This window comes from Streptomyces sp. RLA123 (assembly GCF_056270165.1).
On record NZ_JBWDOR010000003.1, the window covers coordinates 8,082,548 to 8,098,975 of the forward strand.

At 72.0% G+C, this 16,428-nt stretch carries 9 protein-coding genes; 6 read left to right on the forward strand and 3 right to left on the reverse strand.

Going from position 1 to position 16,428, the window contains the following annotated elements:
• From RV983_RS37010 to RV983_RS37030, 5 genes are read left to right on the forward strand one after another with little or no spacing between them, the layout of a single operon-like run.
• A complete protein-coding gene (locus tag RV983_RS37010) occupies window positions 1-492 on the forward strand; it encodes a (2Fe-2S)-binding protein (protein WP_475990571.1) in 492 nt (163 codons plus the stop codon).
• A complete protein-coding gene (locus RV983_RS37015) occupies window positions 489-2,864 on the forward strand; it encodes an aerobic carbon-monoxide dehydrogenase large subunit (RefSeq protein ID WP_475990085.1) in 2,376 nt (791 codons plus the stop codon). The genes RV983_RS37010 and RV983_RS37015 overlap by 4 nt, the downstream gene beginning before the upstream one ends.
• The gene (locus RV983_RS37020) at window positions 2,861-3,799 is read left to right on the forward strand and encodes an XdhC family protein (RefSeq protein WP_475990086.1); all 939 of its coding nucleotides are present in this window, start codon (window positions 2,861-2,863) and stop codon (window positions 3,797-3,799) included. The genes RV983_RS37015 and RV983_RS37020 overlap by 4 nt, the downstream gene beginning before the upstream one ends.
• On the forward strand, window positions 3,796-4,698 hold the full coding sequence (locus RV983_RS37025; protein WP_475990087.1) for an AAA family ATPase: 903 nt from the start codon (window positions 3,796-3,798) through the stop codon (window positions 4,696-4,698). Before RV983_RS37020 ends, RV983_RS37025 begins: the two co-directional genes overlap by 4 nt.
• Complete coding sequence (locus tag RV983_RS37030) at window positions 4,688-5,929, forward strand: vWA domain-containing protein (protein WP_475990088.1); 1,242 nt, start codon at window positions 4,688-4,690, stop codon at window positions 5,927-5,929. Before RV983_RS37025 ends, RV983_RS37030 begins: the two co-directional genes overlap by 11 nt.
• A 158-nt stretch (window positions 5,930-6,087) precedes the next feature.
• On the opposite strand, the gene RV983_RS37035 is transcribed toward RV983_RS37030, so the two are convergent.
• Both RV983_RS37035 and RV983_RS37040 read right to left on the reverse strand, forming a co-directional pair.
• Complete coding sequence (locus tag RV983_RS37035; RefSeq protein ID WP_475990089.1) at window positions 6,088-8,310, reverse strand: M48 family metallopeptidase; 2,223 nt, start codon at window positions 8,308-8,310, stop codon at window positions 6,088-6,090.
• Window positions 8,311-8,408: 98 nt separating this feature from the next.
• A complete protein-coding gene (locus RV983_RS37040; protein WP_475990090.1) occupies window positions 8,409-9,020 on the reverse strand; it encodes a hypothetical protein in 612 nt (203 codons plus the stop codon).
• Between the two features lie 396 nt (window positions 9,021-9,416).
• Between RV983_RS37040 and RV983_RS37045 the strand changes: the two genes are divergently transcribed.
• Window positions 9,417-13,172 (forward strand): S8 family serine peptidase, encoded by a 3,756-nt coding sequence (locus RV983_RS37045; protein WP_475990091.1) that lies wholly within the window; start codon window positions 9,417-9,419, stop codon window positions 13,170-13,172.
• Between the two features lie 232 nt (window positions 13,173-13,404).
• On the opposite strand, the gene RV983_RS37050 is transcribed toward RV983_RS37045, so the two are convergent.
• Entirely contained in the window at window positions 13,405-16,296 is a 2,892-nt protein-coding gene (locus RV983_RS37050; RefSeq protein WP_475990092.1) for a S8 family serine peptidase, read from the reverse strand.
• Window positions 16,297-16,428: the final 132 nt, after the last annotated feature.

Consider the following 16,428-nt stretch of genomic DNA (forward strand, 5'->3'; position numbering starts at 1 on the left):
GTGCGGATCACCGTCAACGTCAACGGCGAGGACCACACCCGGGACGTGGAGGCCCGCCACCTGCTGGTCCGCTTCCTCCGCGACGACCTGGAGCTGACCGGGACGCACTGGGGCTGCGACACCAGCAACTGCGGCACCTGCGTGGTGCTGATGGACGGCGAACCCGTCAAGAGCTGCACGGTCCTGGCCGCCATGGCGGAGGGACACGAGATCCGTACCGTCGAGGGCCTGGCGGACAAGGACGGGCTGGACCCCGTGCAGCAGGGATTCATCGAGGAGCACGGGCTGCAGTGCGGCTTCTGCACCCCGGGGATGATGCTCAGCGGCCGCGCGCTGCTGGACCGCAACCCCGACCCTTCCGAGCAGGAGATCCGCGAGGCCATCTCGGGGCAGCTGTGCCGCTGCACCGGATACCTCAACATCGTCAAGGCCATCAGGTGGGCCGCCGAGGACGAGTCCGGCCGGCGCGAGGAAGCGGGGACCCAGGCATGACCACCGTCGAGGAACCGGCCGCCGCCGCCGAGGAGCGGCCCATCGGCTACGGCAGGCTCAAGCGCAAGGAGGACCCGCGCTTCGTGCGCGGCAAGGGCCGGTACGTGGACGATGTGAAGCTGCCGGGCATGCTGCACGGCGCGGTGCTGCGCAGCCCGTTCGCGCACGCCCGGATCGTGTCGGTCGACACCTCCGCCGCCGAGGCGCACCCGAAGGTCCGGGCGGTGATCACCGGCGAGACGCTGGCCGGACTGGGGCTGGCGTGGATGCCGACGCTGTCGATGGACACCCAGGCCGTGCTGGCCACCGACAAGGTGCGCTTCCAGGGCCAGGAGGTCGCCTTCGTCGTCGCCGAGGACCACTACGCGGCGCGGGACGCGATCGAGCTGATCGACGTCGAGTACGAGCCGCTCGACCCCGTCATCGACGCCCGCCGCGCCCTCGACCCCGGCGCTCCGGTCATCCGCGACGACCTGGAGGGCCGCACCGGCAACCACATCTTCGACTGGGAGGCCGGCGACCGGGCCGCCACCGACGAGGTCTTCGCCCGGGCCGACGTGGTCGTCGAGCAGACCATGCTCTACCCGCGCGTGCATCCCGCGCCACTGGAGACCTGCGGCGCGGTGGCCTCGATGGACCCCGTCGACGGCAAGTTGACGCTCTGGACCACCACCCAGGCGCCGCACGCCCACCGCACGCTCTACGCGATGGTGGCGGGGCTGCCCGAGCACAAGATCCGGGTCATCGCCCCCGACATCGGCGGCGGCTTCGGCAACAAGGTCGGCATCTACCCCGGTTACGTGTGCGCGGTCGTCGGCTCGATCGTCACGGGCAAGCCGGTCAAGTGGGTGGAGGACCGCTCGGAGAACCTGATGAGCACGTCCTTCGCCCGTGACTACCACATGACGGGCGAGATCGCGGCGACGCGCGAGGGCCGCATCCTGGGCGTGCGGGTCAAGGTCCTCGCCGACCACGGCGCGTTCAACTCCACCGCCCAGCCGACGAAGTACCCGGCGGGTTTCTTCCACATCTTCACCGGTTCGTACGACATCGAGGCCGCGCACTGCGAGGTCACCGGCGTCTACACCAACAAGGCCCCGGGCGGCGTCGCCTACGCGTGCTCCTTCCGCGTCACCGAGGCGGTGTACCTGATCGAGCGCATGGTGGACTGCCTCGCGGCCGAACTGCGCACCGATCCCGCGGAGCTGCGGATGCGCAATCTGCTGCGGCCCGAGCAGTTCCCGTACCAGAACAGGACCGGGTGGGAGTACGACTCCGGCGACTACCCGGCGTGCCTGCGCAAGGCCATGGACATGGCCGGCTACGAGGAGCTGCGGCGCGAGCAGGCCGAGAAGCGCGAGCGCGGCGAACTCATGGGCATCGGGCTGTCCTTCTTCACCGAGACGGTCGGCGCCGGGCCGCGCAAGCACATGGACATCCTGGGCCTGGGCATGGCCGACGGCTGCGAACTGCGCGTCCACCCCACCGGGAAGGCGGTGGTGCGGCTCAGCGTGCAGACCCAGGGGCAGGGGCACGAGACGACGTTCGCGCAGATCGTCGCCGAGGAACTGGGCATCCCGCCCGAGGACATCGACGTCGTCCACGGCGACACCGACCAGACACCCTTCGGGCTGGGCACCTACGGTTCCCGCTCGACCCCGGTGTCGGGCGCCGCCGCTGCGCTGGTGGCGCGGAAGGTGCGGGACAAAGCGCGGATCATCGCCGGGGCGATGATGGAGGTGTCCCCAGACGACCTGGAGTGGGAGAAGGGCCACTGGTCGGTCAAGGGCGATCCGTCGATGACCCGGACGATCCAGGAGATCGCCCTGGCCGCGCACGGCGCGCTGGAGCTGCCGGAGGGGGTGGAGGGCCACCTGGAGGCGACCACCGTCTACAACCCGCCCAACCTGACGTTTCCGTTCGGCGCGTACATCTGCGTGGTGGACGTCGACCCGGGGACGGGCGCGGTGAAGGTGCGGCGCTTCGTCGCGGTGGACGACTGCGGAACGCGCATCAACCCCATGATCATCGAGGGGCAGGTGCACGGCGGCCTGGCGGACGGCGTCGGCATGGCGCTGATGGAGTTCATCGGCTTCGACGAGGACGGCAACTGCCTGTCGGGCTCCTTCATGGACTATCTGCTGCCGACCGCGCTGGAGGTCCCCGCCTGGGAACTGGGCCACACCGTCACCCCGTCGCCCCACCACCCCATCGGGGCCAAGGGAATCGGCGAGTCCGCCACCGTCGGCTCGCCCCCGGCGGTGGTCAACGCGGTGCTCGACGCCATCGGGGTGCGCCACGCCGACATGCCGCTGACCCCCGGCCGGGTCTGGCAGGCGATGCGGCACGGCGAGGTGGAGGCACCGCAGTGAGCGGCACAACGGTGCTCGAGGCGAGGATCGCCGAACTCACCACCCGGCACGTCCCGTTCGTCCGCGCGACCGTGGTGCGCGCCCGCCGCCCGGCGAGCGCGCGCCCCGGGGACACCGCGGTGGTGCTGGAGGACGGCCGCATCGAGGGCTTCGTCGGCGGCGTCTGCGCGGAGGCCACCGTCCGCGCGCAGGCGCTGCGCACCCTCGCCAGCGGCGAGGCACTCCTGCTGCGGATCTCCCCGGAGGCGCCGGAGGACGGCGCTTCGGGACAGCCGCAGGCCGACGAGGGCGCGCTGAGCCTGCGCAACCCGTGCCTGTCGGGTGGCGAACTGGAGATCTTCCTGGAGCCGAGACGCCCCGATCCGCGCGTCCTCGTGCTGGGCGCGACTCCGATCGCCCGCGCTCTCGTCGGGTTCGGACCGGCGCTGGGCTACGAGGTCGCCGGGCCGCCCGGCGACCGGTTCACCGAGGAGGCGCTCACCGGGGTGCGGGCGGTCGTGGTGGCCTCCCACGGCCGCGACGAGGACGCGGCGCTGGCGGCCGCCGTCCGCGCGGGAGTCCCGTACGTGGGGCTGGTGGCCAGCCCCCGGCGCGGGGCCGCGGTCGTGGCGGGCCTGGAACTGTCGCGGGAGGAGCGGGACCGGATCCGCACCCCCGCCGGCCTGTGGATCGGAGCGCGCACGCCGGGCGAGGTGGCGCTGTCGATCCTCGCCGAGATCGTCGCCTCGGTGCGCGGGCCGGCCGCCCCTCAGGAGGCTGCCGTGGCACCGGAACCCTCAGTGCCCACGGCCAAGGACCCGGTGTGCGGGATGACCGTGGCCGCCACCACGGACACCCCGCACACCGACCTCGGCGGGGTGCGCCGCTGGTTCTGCTGCGAGGGCTGCCGCACGGCGTTCGAGGCCGCGCCGGACCGCTACGCGGAGGCGCGGTGAACAATTTCACCGAGGCGCGCGTCCCGGACACCGGCAGTCTGCGGCGGGCCCTGGACGAGCGGGGATATCTCGCCGACCCCGGGCTCGTCACGGCGCTCTTCCTCGCACTGCGGCTGCCGCAGCCCCTGCTGCTGGAGGGCGAGGCGGGCGTCGGCAAGACCGAGGCGGCCAAGGCTCTCGCCGGGGTCCTGGGCGGACCACTGGTGCGCCTGCAGTGCCATGACGGCCTCGACGCGGCCGAGGCGCTGTACGAGTGGAATCACGCGCGCCAGCTGCTGGGCATCCGCCTCGCGGAGGCGCGCGGCGAACACCTCGCCGAGACCGACCTGTTCACCGAGGAGTACCTGCTCCGCCGTCCGGTGCTGACCGCGCTCACCCATCCGGGCCCGGAGCCCGCCGTACTGCTGATCGACGAGATCGACCGCGCCGACGACGACTTCGAGGCGTTCCTGCTGGAGGTGCTGGCCGAGGCCGCCGTCACCATCCCGGAGATCGGCACGATACGCGCCGCGGTGCCGCCCGTCGTGGTGCTCACCTCGAACCGGACCCGGGACCTGCACGACGCGCTCAAGCGGCGGTGCCTGTACCACTGGATCGACTACCCGGAGCCCGAGCGGCTGGTGCGGATCGTGCGCCGCCGCGTGCCCGGCACGTCCGCCGGTCTGGCGGACGCGGTGTCGGCGGCGGTGCGGCGGCTTCGCGCACCGGAGATCCAGAAACCGCCGGGCATCTCCGAGAGCATCGACTGGCTCTCGGCACTCGCCCTGCTCGGTGTGCGCACCTTGGACGCGCAGGCCGCGGGGGAGACCCTGGGCACGCTCCTGAAGTACCGGGAGGACCAGGACCTGGTGCGGACACGCGGACTGGACTGGCTGGTCGGCAGCGGCCGTGACGCCTGAGGCCCGCGCGACGGGACTCCCGGCCTTCGACAGCGCCGAGTTCGGCGGCCGGCTCGGCGCGGCCCTGCGGCGTGCCGGCGTCCCGGTCACCCCCGACCGGGCGGTGTGCTTCCTGCGGGCGCTGCGTCTGGTGCCGCCGGTCGACCGCGAGACGCTGTACTGGACGGCGCGACTGGCGTTCGTCACCGACCGGGAGCAGGTCCCGCCCTTCGAGCGGGTCTTCGGCACCGTCTTCGGCGGCCCCGGCAGGCCGGCCCCTGCCCAGCCCGACCGAGCCCCCTCCCTCCCGCCGCCCCACGCCGCGCAGGACGCGCGCGTCCCGTCCCGCGGCGTCCCTGCGACACCCGGCACGACACCCGCCGGTGCCTCCGGGGCCCGCGCGCACGGCACCGAGGGCGACGGCCGTACCGACCGGCCGACCGGAGTGCTGCCCACCCTCGGCAGCATCGCCGAGACCCTGGCCCACAAGGACTTCGCCGCCCTCGAGCCGGGCGAACTGGCCGCCTTGGACCGCCTGATGGAACTCATCGTGCTGCGCACTCCGCTGCGCCGCACCCGGCGCCGCGACGCCGACCCGCACGGCCCGCGCGTGGACCCGCGCCGCACGCTGCGGGCGATCCGCTCGACGGGCCTGGAGCCGGTACGACTCGCCCGGTCCCGCAACCGCTCCCGGCGCAGGCCGCTGGTGCTGCTGTGCGACATCTCCGGCTCGATGGAGCCGTACGCCCGCGCATACCTCCGGCTCTTCCCGCGAGCGGCGGCCGTGGGCGTGGCCGCCGAGGTCTTCGTCTTCGCCACCCGCCTGACCCGGCTCACCCCGACGCTCCGGCACGCCGGCCGGCACGGGGTGGACGCGGCGCTGCGCCGCGCCGGCACGGCCGCGCCCGACTGGTCGGGCGGCACACGCATCGGGCACGCGCTGGCCGAGTTCAACCGCCACTTCGGGCGCCGAGGGATGGCCCGCGGAGCGATCGTCGTGGTCTTCTCCGACGGCTGGGAGGGCGAGGACCCGGCCGCCGTGGGCCGCGAGACCGCGAGGCTGCGCAGGCTCGCCCACCGCGTCGTATGGGTCAACCCCCGTAAGGCGGCCCCTGGTTATCTCCCCCTGGCGGCCGGTATGGCCGCGGCCCTCCCGCATTGCGACGCCTTCGTGAGCGGCCACGACTTCACGGCCCTCGCCGAACTGGCGGAGGCGATCGGCGGGACGGACACCGGCCGGAAGCACGTATGACGCCCCGCATCACCGCCACGCTGCGGCACACCGCAAAAGGCAGGCGCACAGCGCGTCCGGGCGGCGTGCCACGCCGGGCGTGAGGCGGCGCACAGCGTCACTTGGACGGACGGGGCGACCAACCGTGTCCGCGGCAGGGTTCCGGCGCTGGGGGCCGGTCACCGCGTACGGGGCGGGCCCGGGTGGGCCGCGGGGCCGGGGTGGCGGACTGGGCCCGGTTTCCGGACGCTGTCGTGGAAGGCTGCCCAGGCGGGCAGGAGCAGAAGGGCGAGGGCAACCGTCCAGGCCGTGATCGTCGGCGTGATGAATGCCATCCCGGACAGGAGGTCCTCCTGGCATGCCGGGTGGCTGATGCCCCAGCGTACGCAGGCGAAGTGGTCGCGTGAGGTGAACGCGGCCAAGGGAACCAGCAGCCCGGCGCCGAGCACGGCGAGCACTCCGTGGAGGGCGCGCAGGTCGTTGAGTGCGGTGCGTCGTGCCACGAAGAATCCGGCGGCAAGTTGCAGCAGCATAGCGACGGGCACCGTGTAGAGGGTGAAGACCGAACCGAGCCACTGGATCGGCCACGGGAAGACCAGGGCACTGACCACGTGCACCGTCCAGAGCGCGAACCCCGCGCGCGCGCCGAACACGATACCGCTCACCAACGCGCGGACGGGACGCAGGCGCTGCGGGGCGAGGAGCGCCGCAGACGCCTCCGCGGTCGGGGACCACAGCAGGAACCGTCCGGGTCCCGCGGTGGGCGCGTCGTCCTTGCCGCGGTGGAGGATCCGTGCCCAGAACGGCGCGGCCAGAGGTATCGCGGCGATCGCGGCGACCACCGCGATGACCGCCGGCGGAGGTGGGAGGACGACGGCCATGGAGAACACGTAGCCGAGGTAGTCCAGCGGCGTCGGCAGCAAGTTCAGCGGACTCGGCATGGTCAGCAGCCAGAAGCCCGGTTCCCCCATGGGACGGACGCGTCCGAGCCAGATGCCCAGCAGAGCCACAGCGGCCGCGCAACAGCCCACGATCGGTGCGTACGGACGGCGGGCGGCCATCACGACCGGTGCCCACACGCGGGCGGTCACCGCGTTCCACCGTACGAATCCGTAACCGGAGGCGGCAAAGAGCACCCACAAGGCCACCTGCACCGCAAGGGAGTCGTCGATACCCAGGGCCAAGGCTGTGCGGTGTTCCTCGTCCCCGAACGTGCCCAGGGCGAGGCCGCAGCCCACGGCCAGCCCGGTGGAGTGGACTCCGGCCCACCTGGTGTGGTTCAGATGCGCGGCCAGCGTCGCGCGCCAGATGCCCGCGGCCACGCTGCCGCCCAGCAGGACGGCGGGGACGAGGGCGTGCAGTACGTTGTCGCGGTCGGTCAGACCGATCGCGTCGCCGGTCCACTGCGCCACCGGCAGATAGACCAGGGAGCAGGACAGCGCCAGCCCGAAGGCGTCCCAGGGGGAGAAGCGGAACAGCAGGCTGGTGTCGCTGAGCGCGGCCAGCCGTTTCGCGGCGGAAGGATGTGTGCGGCGGCGCAGCAGCCGTCGGCGGGGCGCGGTCCGTTCGTAGCCGTGCTGCGCGGCGAGCAGGCGCCGCAGGGAGTGGGCGCCACGCGTCCACATCGCGACCCGGGCGTCCGCGTACAGCTCGCGGCTGCGCAGTACCGCGCCGACGGCATGGGCGACCGTGACCGCGAGAGCGCACTGGGCGGTGATGAGCAGCGCCTGGAAGATCACACTGCTGGGCAGCAGCAGCCAGCCCACCAGCAGGGCGAAGGGCGCCGTCACAGCCATCGGGACCGCCACCGCGAAGAGGAACAGCCGGTGGCAGATGAGGGTGAGGAAAGCGATGTCGACATCGCGATTGCGCAAGTGCGCCAGTTCGTGCAGGACGATCGCGCGGAACCCTTCGGGATCGATCTCGTGCAGGCGCAGCAGGCCGCCGCTGAGCATCACGTATCGCCGGCCGACTCTTCCGAAGGCGAGTCCGTTGGGACGCTGGTCCCGCAGGTCGATGACGAACCGCATCGTGCACCGCAGTTCGGCGAGGGCTGTCAGTTCGGTGAGCGTGTGCTGGATGCCCGGGTACACGTCGGGCCGGAAGGGCCGCAGTCGGCGGCGGCGCAGCCGGTAGACCGGCAGCAACCAGTAGGTGATGCCGACGGCCAGCCACAACGCGGCGAAGGCCGCCAACTCCACGGTGCTTCCGCTGCCGCCGATGTCCGTCGTCTCGCAGTGGCGGGCGAACGCCTCCGGATCGGACGCGGCCTCGGGAAAGTTCTTCGACGCGCAGTCGAGAACCTTGCTGAGGGAGTCCGCACTGCCGCCGCCCAGCGTGAAATACGCCGTGGTAGTGGCGAGCGAGCCGAGCTCCGTCGCCATCGCCACCGACGTGCTCATGATCAGCAATGCGAAGCGCAGGGACGTGCCGGAGGGTAAACGGAACGGGTGCTGCACCCCCGCGGAGCGGTCGGCCCCCACCCCGCTCGAAACCCCTGTCACGAGGGGTCGTCCTCCGCCCCGCCACTGCTCCCGGACTGACCGGCGCCTCCCGGAGCCCTTGCCTCCCGGCCGGCGACGACCCCGCCCAGAACTGCGTCGGCGAGGAGTCGTGCCTGGTCCGGCGACAGGCCCAGCCTGACCGCGTTGTCGTAGGCGACGCTCCGCAGCAGTTCCGGGTCCCAGGGCTCCTGTCCCACCGGCGCCGCGGACCGGGCGGCGCCCGGTGCGGCGTACGGATTGTCCGCGGCGCCGGCCGGACCGCCGACGGCGTCATCGGCCGGGGCGCCGTCCGTCCGGTCCTCCTGCTGCTCCCCGCGCCTGCGCCACCAGCCCCGTCTGTGGGCCTCGCGCAAGCGGTCGGTGGCGATGCTTCCGACGACCGATGTCGCGACGGGCAAGGCGAAGAGCGTCCACGAGCCCACGGCGAGAGCGTCGATCCCGATGCCCAGCGGCTCAGCACGTGCCTCCCATGACGCCCGCACCGGATCCTCGAAGAAGGCGTCAGCCGTCTCCTCGAAGAACGCCAGTTCCTGTGGAGCCAGCCATCGCACGGCCTCACGGGCCAGCTCCCGAGTCCGCTCCCTCTCGCTGCCTTGCAACGCACTCACCAGCGGGCCCCGTCCCCTTCGTCGTCACTGCGTCAACGGGAGTATTCCCCCAACTCTCCCTGCTCGCCAGGCGTGGGGAGTTCGGGCGGATGCCCGGACGTGCCGTGGCGGAGTCAGGTTCGCGGGGAGCCTGCACGCAGTTGTCGGACGCCGCGGGAGGCTTCGTCGCCGGTGCGTGGTCCGACCCTCCCCGTTCCATGGGCCGACCGGCACGGCTTCCCGGACAGCGCGCGCCTCAGGCCACGCGAGGTGTTGAACACTGCAGCGTAATAGGAGAGTTGACAGAAATGAAAGATCTGTACATGAGTTTGTCGAAGGTGATCAAATCTCGGTCGACCATCAACTATGGGAGGTGTCGTGCGGCCACCAGTTGCGCGAAGAACGGGAATAGCGGTCATGGGCATCACAACTGCCCTCGTCGCCGCCTTGACAACGCCCACACAGGCGCTGGGGGCGCCGTCCGGACCGCCGTCCGGATCCGTACAACCGGCCGGCCGGCCGACGGAACATGCCGCGACGGTCACGCTGATCACGGGCGACAAGGTGACCGTGACGGCCGGGCCGGCCGGAGCGCCCGCCTCGGTGAGCGTGCAACGCCCGCCCGGGGCCGCGGGATCGGTCCGGGTGCTCGCCGACGGCGCCGACACCTATGTCTATCCCGATGAGGTCATGCCCTACGTCGCGTCGGACCGACTCGACAAACGGCTCTTCAACGTCACGCAACTGGTGGCCCAGGGATACGACGACGCCCACACCCGCGAACTCCCGCTCATCGTCAGTCACCTGAAGTCGGCGGCCGCCAAGCGGTCCCTCACCGGGCTGCCCGGGCTCACGACCAGAGCCGCCCTCCCGTCGGTCGACGGGGAAGCGGTACTCGCCGGACGGTCACGGGCGGCGGACTTCTGGTCGGCGCTCACCGGCACCGGCAGCAAGTCCGGTTCACCTCGGAAGGACCGCGCCTCCGCCGGGCAGGGCGCTTCGGGCGGGCCGTCCTTCGCGTTCGGCGTGGACAGGGTCTGGCTCGACGGCAAGGCCGAGGCGTTCCTCGCCGACACCACCGCGCACATCGGTGCCCCGAAGGCCTGGGCCGGGGGAACCACCGGCACCGGGGTCCGGGTGGCCGTGCTGGACACCGGCGCGGACACCGAACACCCCGATCTCGTGCACCGCGTGGTCGCCACCGAGAGTTTTGTCCCCGACGAGGACGTCACCGACCGGGAAGGCCACGGCACGCACACGGCCTCGACCGTGGCCGGCACCGGCGCCGCCTCGGGCGGCACGGAACGGGGTGTCGCCCCTTCCGCCGACCTGCTGGTGGGCAAGGTGCTCGACAACGGCGGCGTCGGACAGGAGTCCTGGATCATCGCCGGCATGGAGTGGGCGGCGCGGACCGAGCACGCCAAGGTCATCAACATGAGCCTCGGCAACCGGTACCTCACCGACCAGTCGGACCCGATGAGCCAGAGCCTGAACGCTCTCAGCGCCGAGACCGGCGCACTCTTCGTCGTCGCCGCCGGAAACGCGGGACCGACCCCGTACAGCCTGTCGGCACCGGGGACGGCCGACGCCGCTCTGACCGTGGGCGTGGTCGACACCTCCGACCGACTCGACCCGCGGTCCAGCTCCGGGCCACGCGGGCTCGACGACGGCCTCAAACCCGACCTCACCGGCCCGGGCATCAATGTGCTGGCGGCCCGCTCCCAGTACGCGGACACGGGCGAGGGCTACTACCAGACCATGAGCGGCACTTCCATGGCCGCCCCCCACGTGGCCGGCGCGGCCGTCCTGCTGGCGCAGAAGCACCCCGACTGGACGGGGCAGCAGATCAAGGACGCCCTGATGAGCTCCAGCGTGCGGACGCCCGCCTACACCCCGTACCGCGCGGGCACCGGCCGGGTCGACGTGGCAGCCGCCTACGACGCCGGGATCATCGCCACCGGGTCGGTGGACGCCGGACTCGTCCCGTGGTCGCGCTCCGGGACCCAGCCGGTCGAACGGCGGATCGTCTACACCAACTCCTCGGACCACCCGGTCGCGCTGGATCTGTCCGTCGATCCGGGCGACTCGGCGGCCGGGGTGTTCGCGCTCGCCGCGAACCGCCTCGAGGTGCCGGCGCACGGGTCCTCACAGATCGGCCTCGCCGCGGACCCGAAGGGCCTGGCCGCGGGCCAGTACTCCGGCCAGGTCCTCGCCCGTGACGACAGCGGCGCCGTCCTCGCGCACACAGCCGTGGGCGTCAGCGTCGAACCGGAGCGCTACAACCTCACCGTGCGCATGAAGGACCGCTCCGGCAAGCCCATGGGCGGCTTCGTCGAGATCCGCAGCACCAAGGGATCGTCCTTCGCCGAGGTGCCCGAGGACGGGACGCTGACCCAGCGCCTGGCCCCCGGCCCCTACACGGTCCTGACCTTCGCCGAGGTGGAAGGCACCCACGGCCCCCACTCCCTCGGGGTCGCGCTGCTCGCCGCGCCGGAGGTCGATCTCACGACGGACCGGGAGGTGCGACTCGACGCCTCGCGGGCACGCCAGGTACGGGCGATCACGCCCAAACCCAGCGCCATCGTCAGCAGCAGGCTAGAGATCTACCGGTCCTTCACCTCGGACAAGCCCACCGCCGGGGACGGCGGCCTGGTCGAGTCGGTCTTCCCCGACGCCCGGTTCGACAGCCTGTGGGTGCTTCCCACCGCCGACGACCCGGTGAAGAAGGGCAGCTTCGTCTTCACCACCAGGCTCCGCGCCCAGCAGACGCCGCTGACCATCGGCTACGACGACCGCACACTCGACGACGCCCTCGTGCAGCGCGGATCACAGCCGCTCCCGGAGGGCAACACGCGCTTCGACACCGTCTACGCAGGGACCGGCACCGCCTCCGAGTACGCGGGCCTGCAGGCCCGGGGCCGGGCCGTCGTTGTACGCGGCAGCAGCGAGGTGCCGCCCACCGAGCAGACGGCGGCGGCGCACGAGGCCGGCGCGGCTGTGCTCCTCGTCGTCAACGACGGCGTGGGCAGGAAGGACGACTGGTACGGCGACCCCGACAACGCCACAGCCGGGCCGCTCCCGGTGGCGTCGGTGACCCAGGATGAGGGCGAGGCCCTCATCCGGGACATCGCGGCCTCCCGCAAGCAGCGACTGAGGCTGGCGATCGAGGCCCATCCCGCGCCGGAGTACCTGTACGACCTCGTCGACTACCACTCCGGGAGTGTTCCCGAGGACCCGTCGCTCGTCGCCGACCAAAGTGCCCTCGCGCGCGTCGACCTCGACTTCGCCCAGCCGCCGGGGAAGCGCGCCACCGAGACGCGGGTCGACTACCCGCCGTACCTGTGGGGCGCCGCCAGCCAGACGTCCGGGGACTCGGTCGCCCCCGGCGAGCGCACCGACTGGGTGTCCGCCGGAGGCGGCGTCAGATGGCAGCAGTTCGCCTACCTGCCCGGCTGGATGGGGTCGGGCAACCTGCCGACGGCGTACCGGCCCGGCAGCAAGCAGGACGAGAGCTGGCTCGGCCCCGTCGTCCGCCCGCGCCTGCTCGACGGCGACGTCCCCGTCCGCGACGAGACGTCCCTCTCGCTTCATGTCGGCGGCTTCGGCGACTCCGGTACGGCGCACACCGGCAGCGCCGAGTACGGAACCGCGATGTCCCAGACCGTCGAGCTCTACCAGGGCGAACGGCAGCTGCTCCGTACCGACAGCTCCTACGTGTACGCCTACGACCTGGCACCCGAGACGCTCCCGTACCGGCTGGTCACCGACACCACCGGGGACACCGGGCTCAGCCCCTACTCCACCGCCACACACACCGAATGGAGATTCACCTCGGGCGCCACTGCCACCGGCACCGTTCCGCTGGCCCAACTGGACTACGCGGCGGACCTGGACGCCTCCGGCCGTGCGCAGCGCACGGCGGACCTCACCATCACCCCCACGCTGCCGGGCATCGCCACCGGTAACGACGCCGTCACCGGCGCCGGGCTGGAGGTCTCCTACGACGACGGCGCCACATGGCACCGACAGGACCTCAAGGAGAAGAAGGGGACCTGGCAGGCGTCCCTGCGTGCCCCCACCGGAGCCGCCTTCGTCTCGATCCGGGTGACCGCCGCACAGCGGACGGGCAACTCGGTGACGCAGACCGTCATCCGGGCCTTCGGCCTCACATGAGATGAGCGGAGGCCGGAGCCGGATGCACCGGCCCCGGCCTCGCGCTACGGGGAGCATGCCGACGACGGGGTGAGAACACACCTGATCCGCGCGCCCGCCGGTTCGTCACGAAGACGATCACCCGGTCCGGGCTGTCGGTAAGAGGACTGCGCGGGCTACGCGGCGGGGCCGGCCTTCTGTGGGAAGGCCGGCCCCGGCTCGGCGCGGGCTGGTCAGCCCGTTGTTCCGCGGATCAGCGGGAACTGATCAGCAGGCCGGGTACGACGGTTCGTCCGGTGGTGAACTCGGTGTACGCCCATTGCTCGACGTCGGGCTGCGGGCCCACCGGGTTCAGCGTCACCTGTGAGGAGCCGCCCCGCTTCACACGGGACGGCGTGGTCAACGTGGCGTTGCGCCGGTCGGCGTGCTGGGGCAGGACGGTCACCCCGAGCCGGTAGGGGACGTCGGAGGAGGTTGCCGTCTGGGCGTGCACGTAGGCGGTGTAGACGCCGGGTTCCGGGAAGAACCGGGCGCTGCGCTCGCTGCTGTGCCACGACGCCCAGCTGCGATCGATCAGTTTGCCGTCCTTGTAGAGGTAGAGGTCCAGGTTCGTGCCGGGGTCGTCCGAGGCCGTCTGCACGATCAGTCCCGCCGTGCCGCGCGGCACGACGATCCTCGTACCTTGTGTGCCCACCCCGCCGGGGGAGAAGACGCCGCCGCTGACGGAGGTCGTGAGCCTGTGGTCCGTCCAGTTCACCGGTGCGTATCCGGTGGTGCGGCCGGCGAGCGGCCCGGTGAAGCCCGGTTCGAGGAATGCCTGACCCTGGCCGCCGGTGCGGCCGAACTCTATCCCGGTGTCGTCGTACGGTCGCGGTGTGAAGCCCCACGGCCGGCCGGCGACGGTCAGCCGCACCCGGTGCCTGGCACTGGCGAAGGTGAGGGAACCGGTGGTGTAGCGGTCCCAGGTGGCGGTGCCACGCTCCAGCGTGATGGTCACCCTTGCGGTGGCGCCGGGCTTCACCGAGATCGTCCGCGGGCTGACGGTCACCCTCATCCCGGGGAGACCGTCGACGCGCGCCGTGTACGTCTCGGTGCGCGCGCCGACGTTGGTCAGCCGCCGCGTGAGCCGTACCGGCTTGGTTCCGTCGTACTCGCGCAACGCGATCGACGGCAGGTTGATGTCCTTCCCGTCCGGAGTCGCCGCGGATGCGAAGCCGGTCAGTTCGGCCGCTGACGGCTCGACCACCAGGCCGGGGTCGTCCGCGGACGAGGGGCGGGGCAGGCCGGAGCCCTGCTGCAGCGGGCTGGTCGTGCCCCGGGTGTCGGCGGCGGTGGTGCGCAAAGCCGAGGCGGTCGCGCCGGGTGACCACTTCGGGTGCCGGGCGCGCAGCACCGCGGCCATGCCGGCCACGTGCGGGGCCGCCATCGAGGTGCCCGAGTACGCGTCGAACAGCCGTCCGCCGGCCATCGGTGACACCGCGGCGACCACATCGATCCCGTCCGCGACGAGGTCGGGCTTCTGCAGTCCGGTGTGCACCTGGTCCGGGCCGTAGGACGAGAGGCCGGCCACGCTCGGCAGGCCCACGAGGCTGCTGCCGTCCCCGCCCGCGACCAGCGCCGCGGTGCCGTCAGTACGGTGCGCCCAGAGGTAGTTGAAGAGTTTTCCCGCCTGTTCCGCGCTCCACAGGTAGACGGTCGGGAAGTCGTAGATCACGTTGAGCCGCACATTGCCGGTCGACTGGAACAGCACCACGCCGACACCGCCGGCGGCCTTGACCGCGTCGACCGCGTCGACCGAGTTGATGAAGTCGCAGGCCACGATCCGGCCCTTGACCTTGGCGGGGTCGAGGCTACCGGGCCAGCAGTACTGCGCGCCGTCGTCGAGTGATCCGGCCTGGTCGGCGAAGACGACCGGTGTGCTGCGGCCTGACGGCAGCCCGTCCATCGACGTGCCGACGATGCGGGTGCCGTCGCCGAGGCGCACGGTCGCCTCGTGGGACCGCTCCACCGTCGCACCTACCGTGGTGACCCAGGGTTCGGCGTTGCTGATCATCCCGGACATGCCGTCATTGCCGGCCGATGCCGCAACGAAGACCCCGGCGAGGTACGCGTTGAGGAAGGCGTCCCCGATCGGGCTGTTCGGCTGATAGTCCCCCATCGCCGAGCCGATCGAGTAGTTGATCACCTGGACGCCGTCGGACACCGCCGCGTCGATCGCCGCGACAATGTCGGCGTCCGTGCCCGAGCCGCCCCAAAGTGCCTTGTACACGGCGATCCGTGCGTCGGGCGCCACCCCGGCGATCGCGCCGTAGTCGTGCCCGAGCACCATCGCGTGCTTGACGGGCAGACCGGCCGCGGTCGAGGCGGTGTGGGTGCCGTGTCCGTTCATGTCGCGCGCCGAGAGGACCTCGCCCTCGGGCAGCGAGCCGAAGGCGCCGAGCCACCCATCGGCGAAGTACCGAGCCCCGACGATCTTGCCGTTGCAGGCGGTGGCAGGGAAGCCCTCGCCGGTCTGGCAGGTGCCGTGCCAGCCCTTGGGCGGCGACATGCTGGCTGCGAAGGAGGCGCTCTCCGGCCAGATCCCGGTGTCGATCACGCCGACGACCACGTTGGAGCCCCGGACCGGTTTGGTCTGCGCGGCCACCTGCGTCGTCGCCTCTGCGGTGTGCTGCGCCTGCGGGGCCAGGGTCGTTGCGGCGTCGGCCTTCACAAGACGGGCCGGGGTCACCGCAGCAACTCGCGGGTCCTTGGCCAGCCTCCCGGCCAGAGCGTCGGTCAGCTTGGCGGCGAAACCGTTGAAGGCGGTCGTGTACGTCCGCTGCGCCTGCACCTTGAAGTCGGCGAGCACGTCGCGCTGCGCCGTACCCAGGTGCCGCCGGTACTTCTCGGCCGCGGCCGAATGAGGCTGGAGTTCCTGCCCGGCCGCCGGCCTCGTCGCCGCCAGACCCTCGACGCCGCCGGCGTACGAGGTGACGGGCGCTTCCCGCAGCCGTACGACGTACTGCCCGTCAATGGCCTTGGGCTGGGCATCGGAGTGCAGGGCCGCACCGCCCGTGAGGGTGGCCCGGGAGTGATCGTACTGACCCAGCCTCAGGTCCGGCAGAGGAGTGCCGGGCTGCGCCGCGGCGGGCCCGGTGCTTCCCAAGCCGGCGAATATGGTGGCGAAGACGGTGACTGCCGACGCCGCGGCCAGTCTGTGTCGGTGTCTTTGTCCAAGGCTCGTGCGCGTGGCCACGAGTCTCCTCTCATGGAGTGAACGGTGTGAAGGACCGTCACA

Bases quoted from the DNA above. Each gene is read 5' to 3' on its own strand.
- RV983_RS37015 (WP_475990085.1), top strand. From the start codon at position 489: ATGACCACCGTCGAGGAACCGGCCGCCGCCGCCGAGGAGCGGCCCATC.
- RV983_RS37035 (WP_475990089.1), bottom strand. From the start codon at position 8,310: ATGAGCACGTCGGTGGCGATGGCGACGGAGCTCGGCTCGCTCGCCACT.
- RV983_RS37045 (WP_475990091.1), top strand. From the start codon at position 9,417: ATGGGCATCACAACTGCCCTCGTCGCCGCCTTGACAACGCCCACACAG.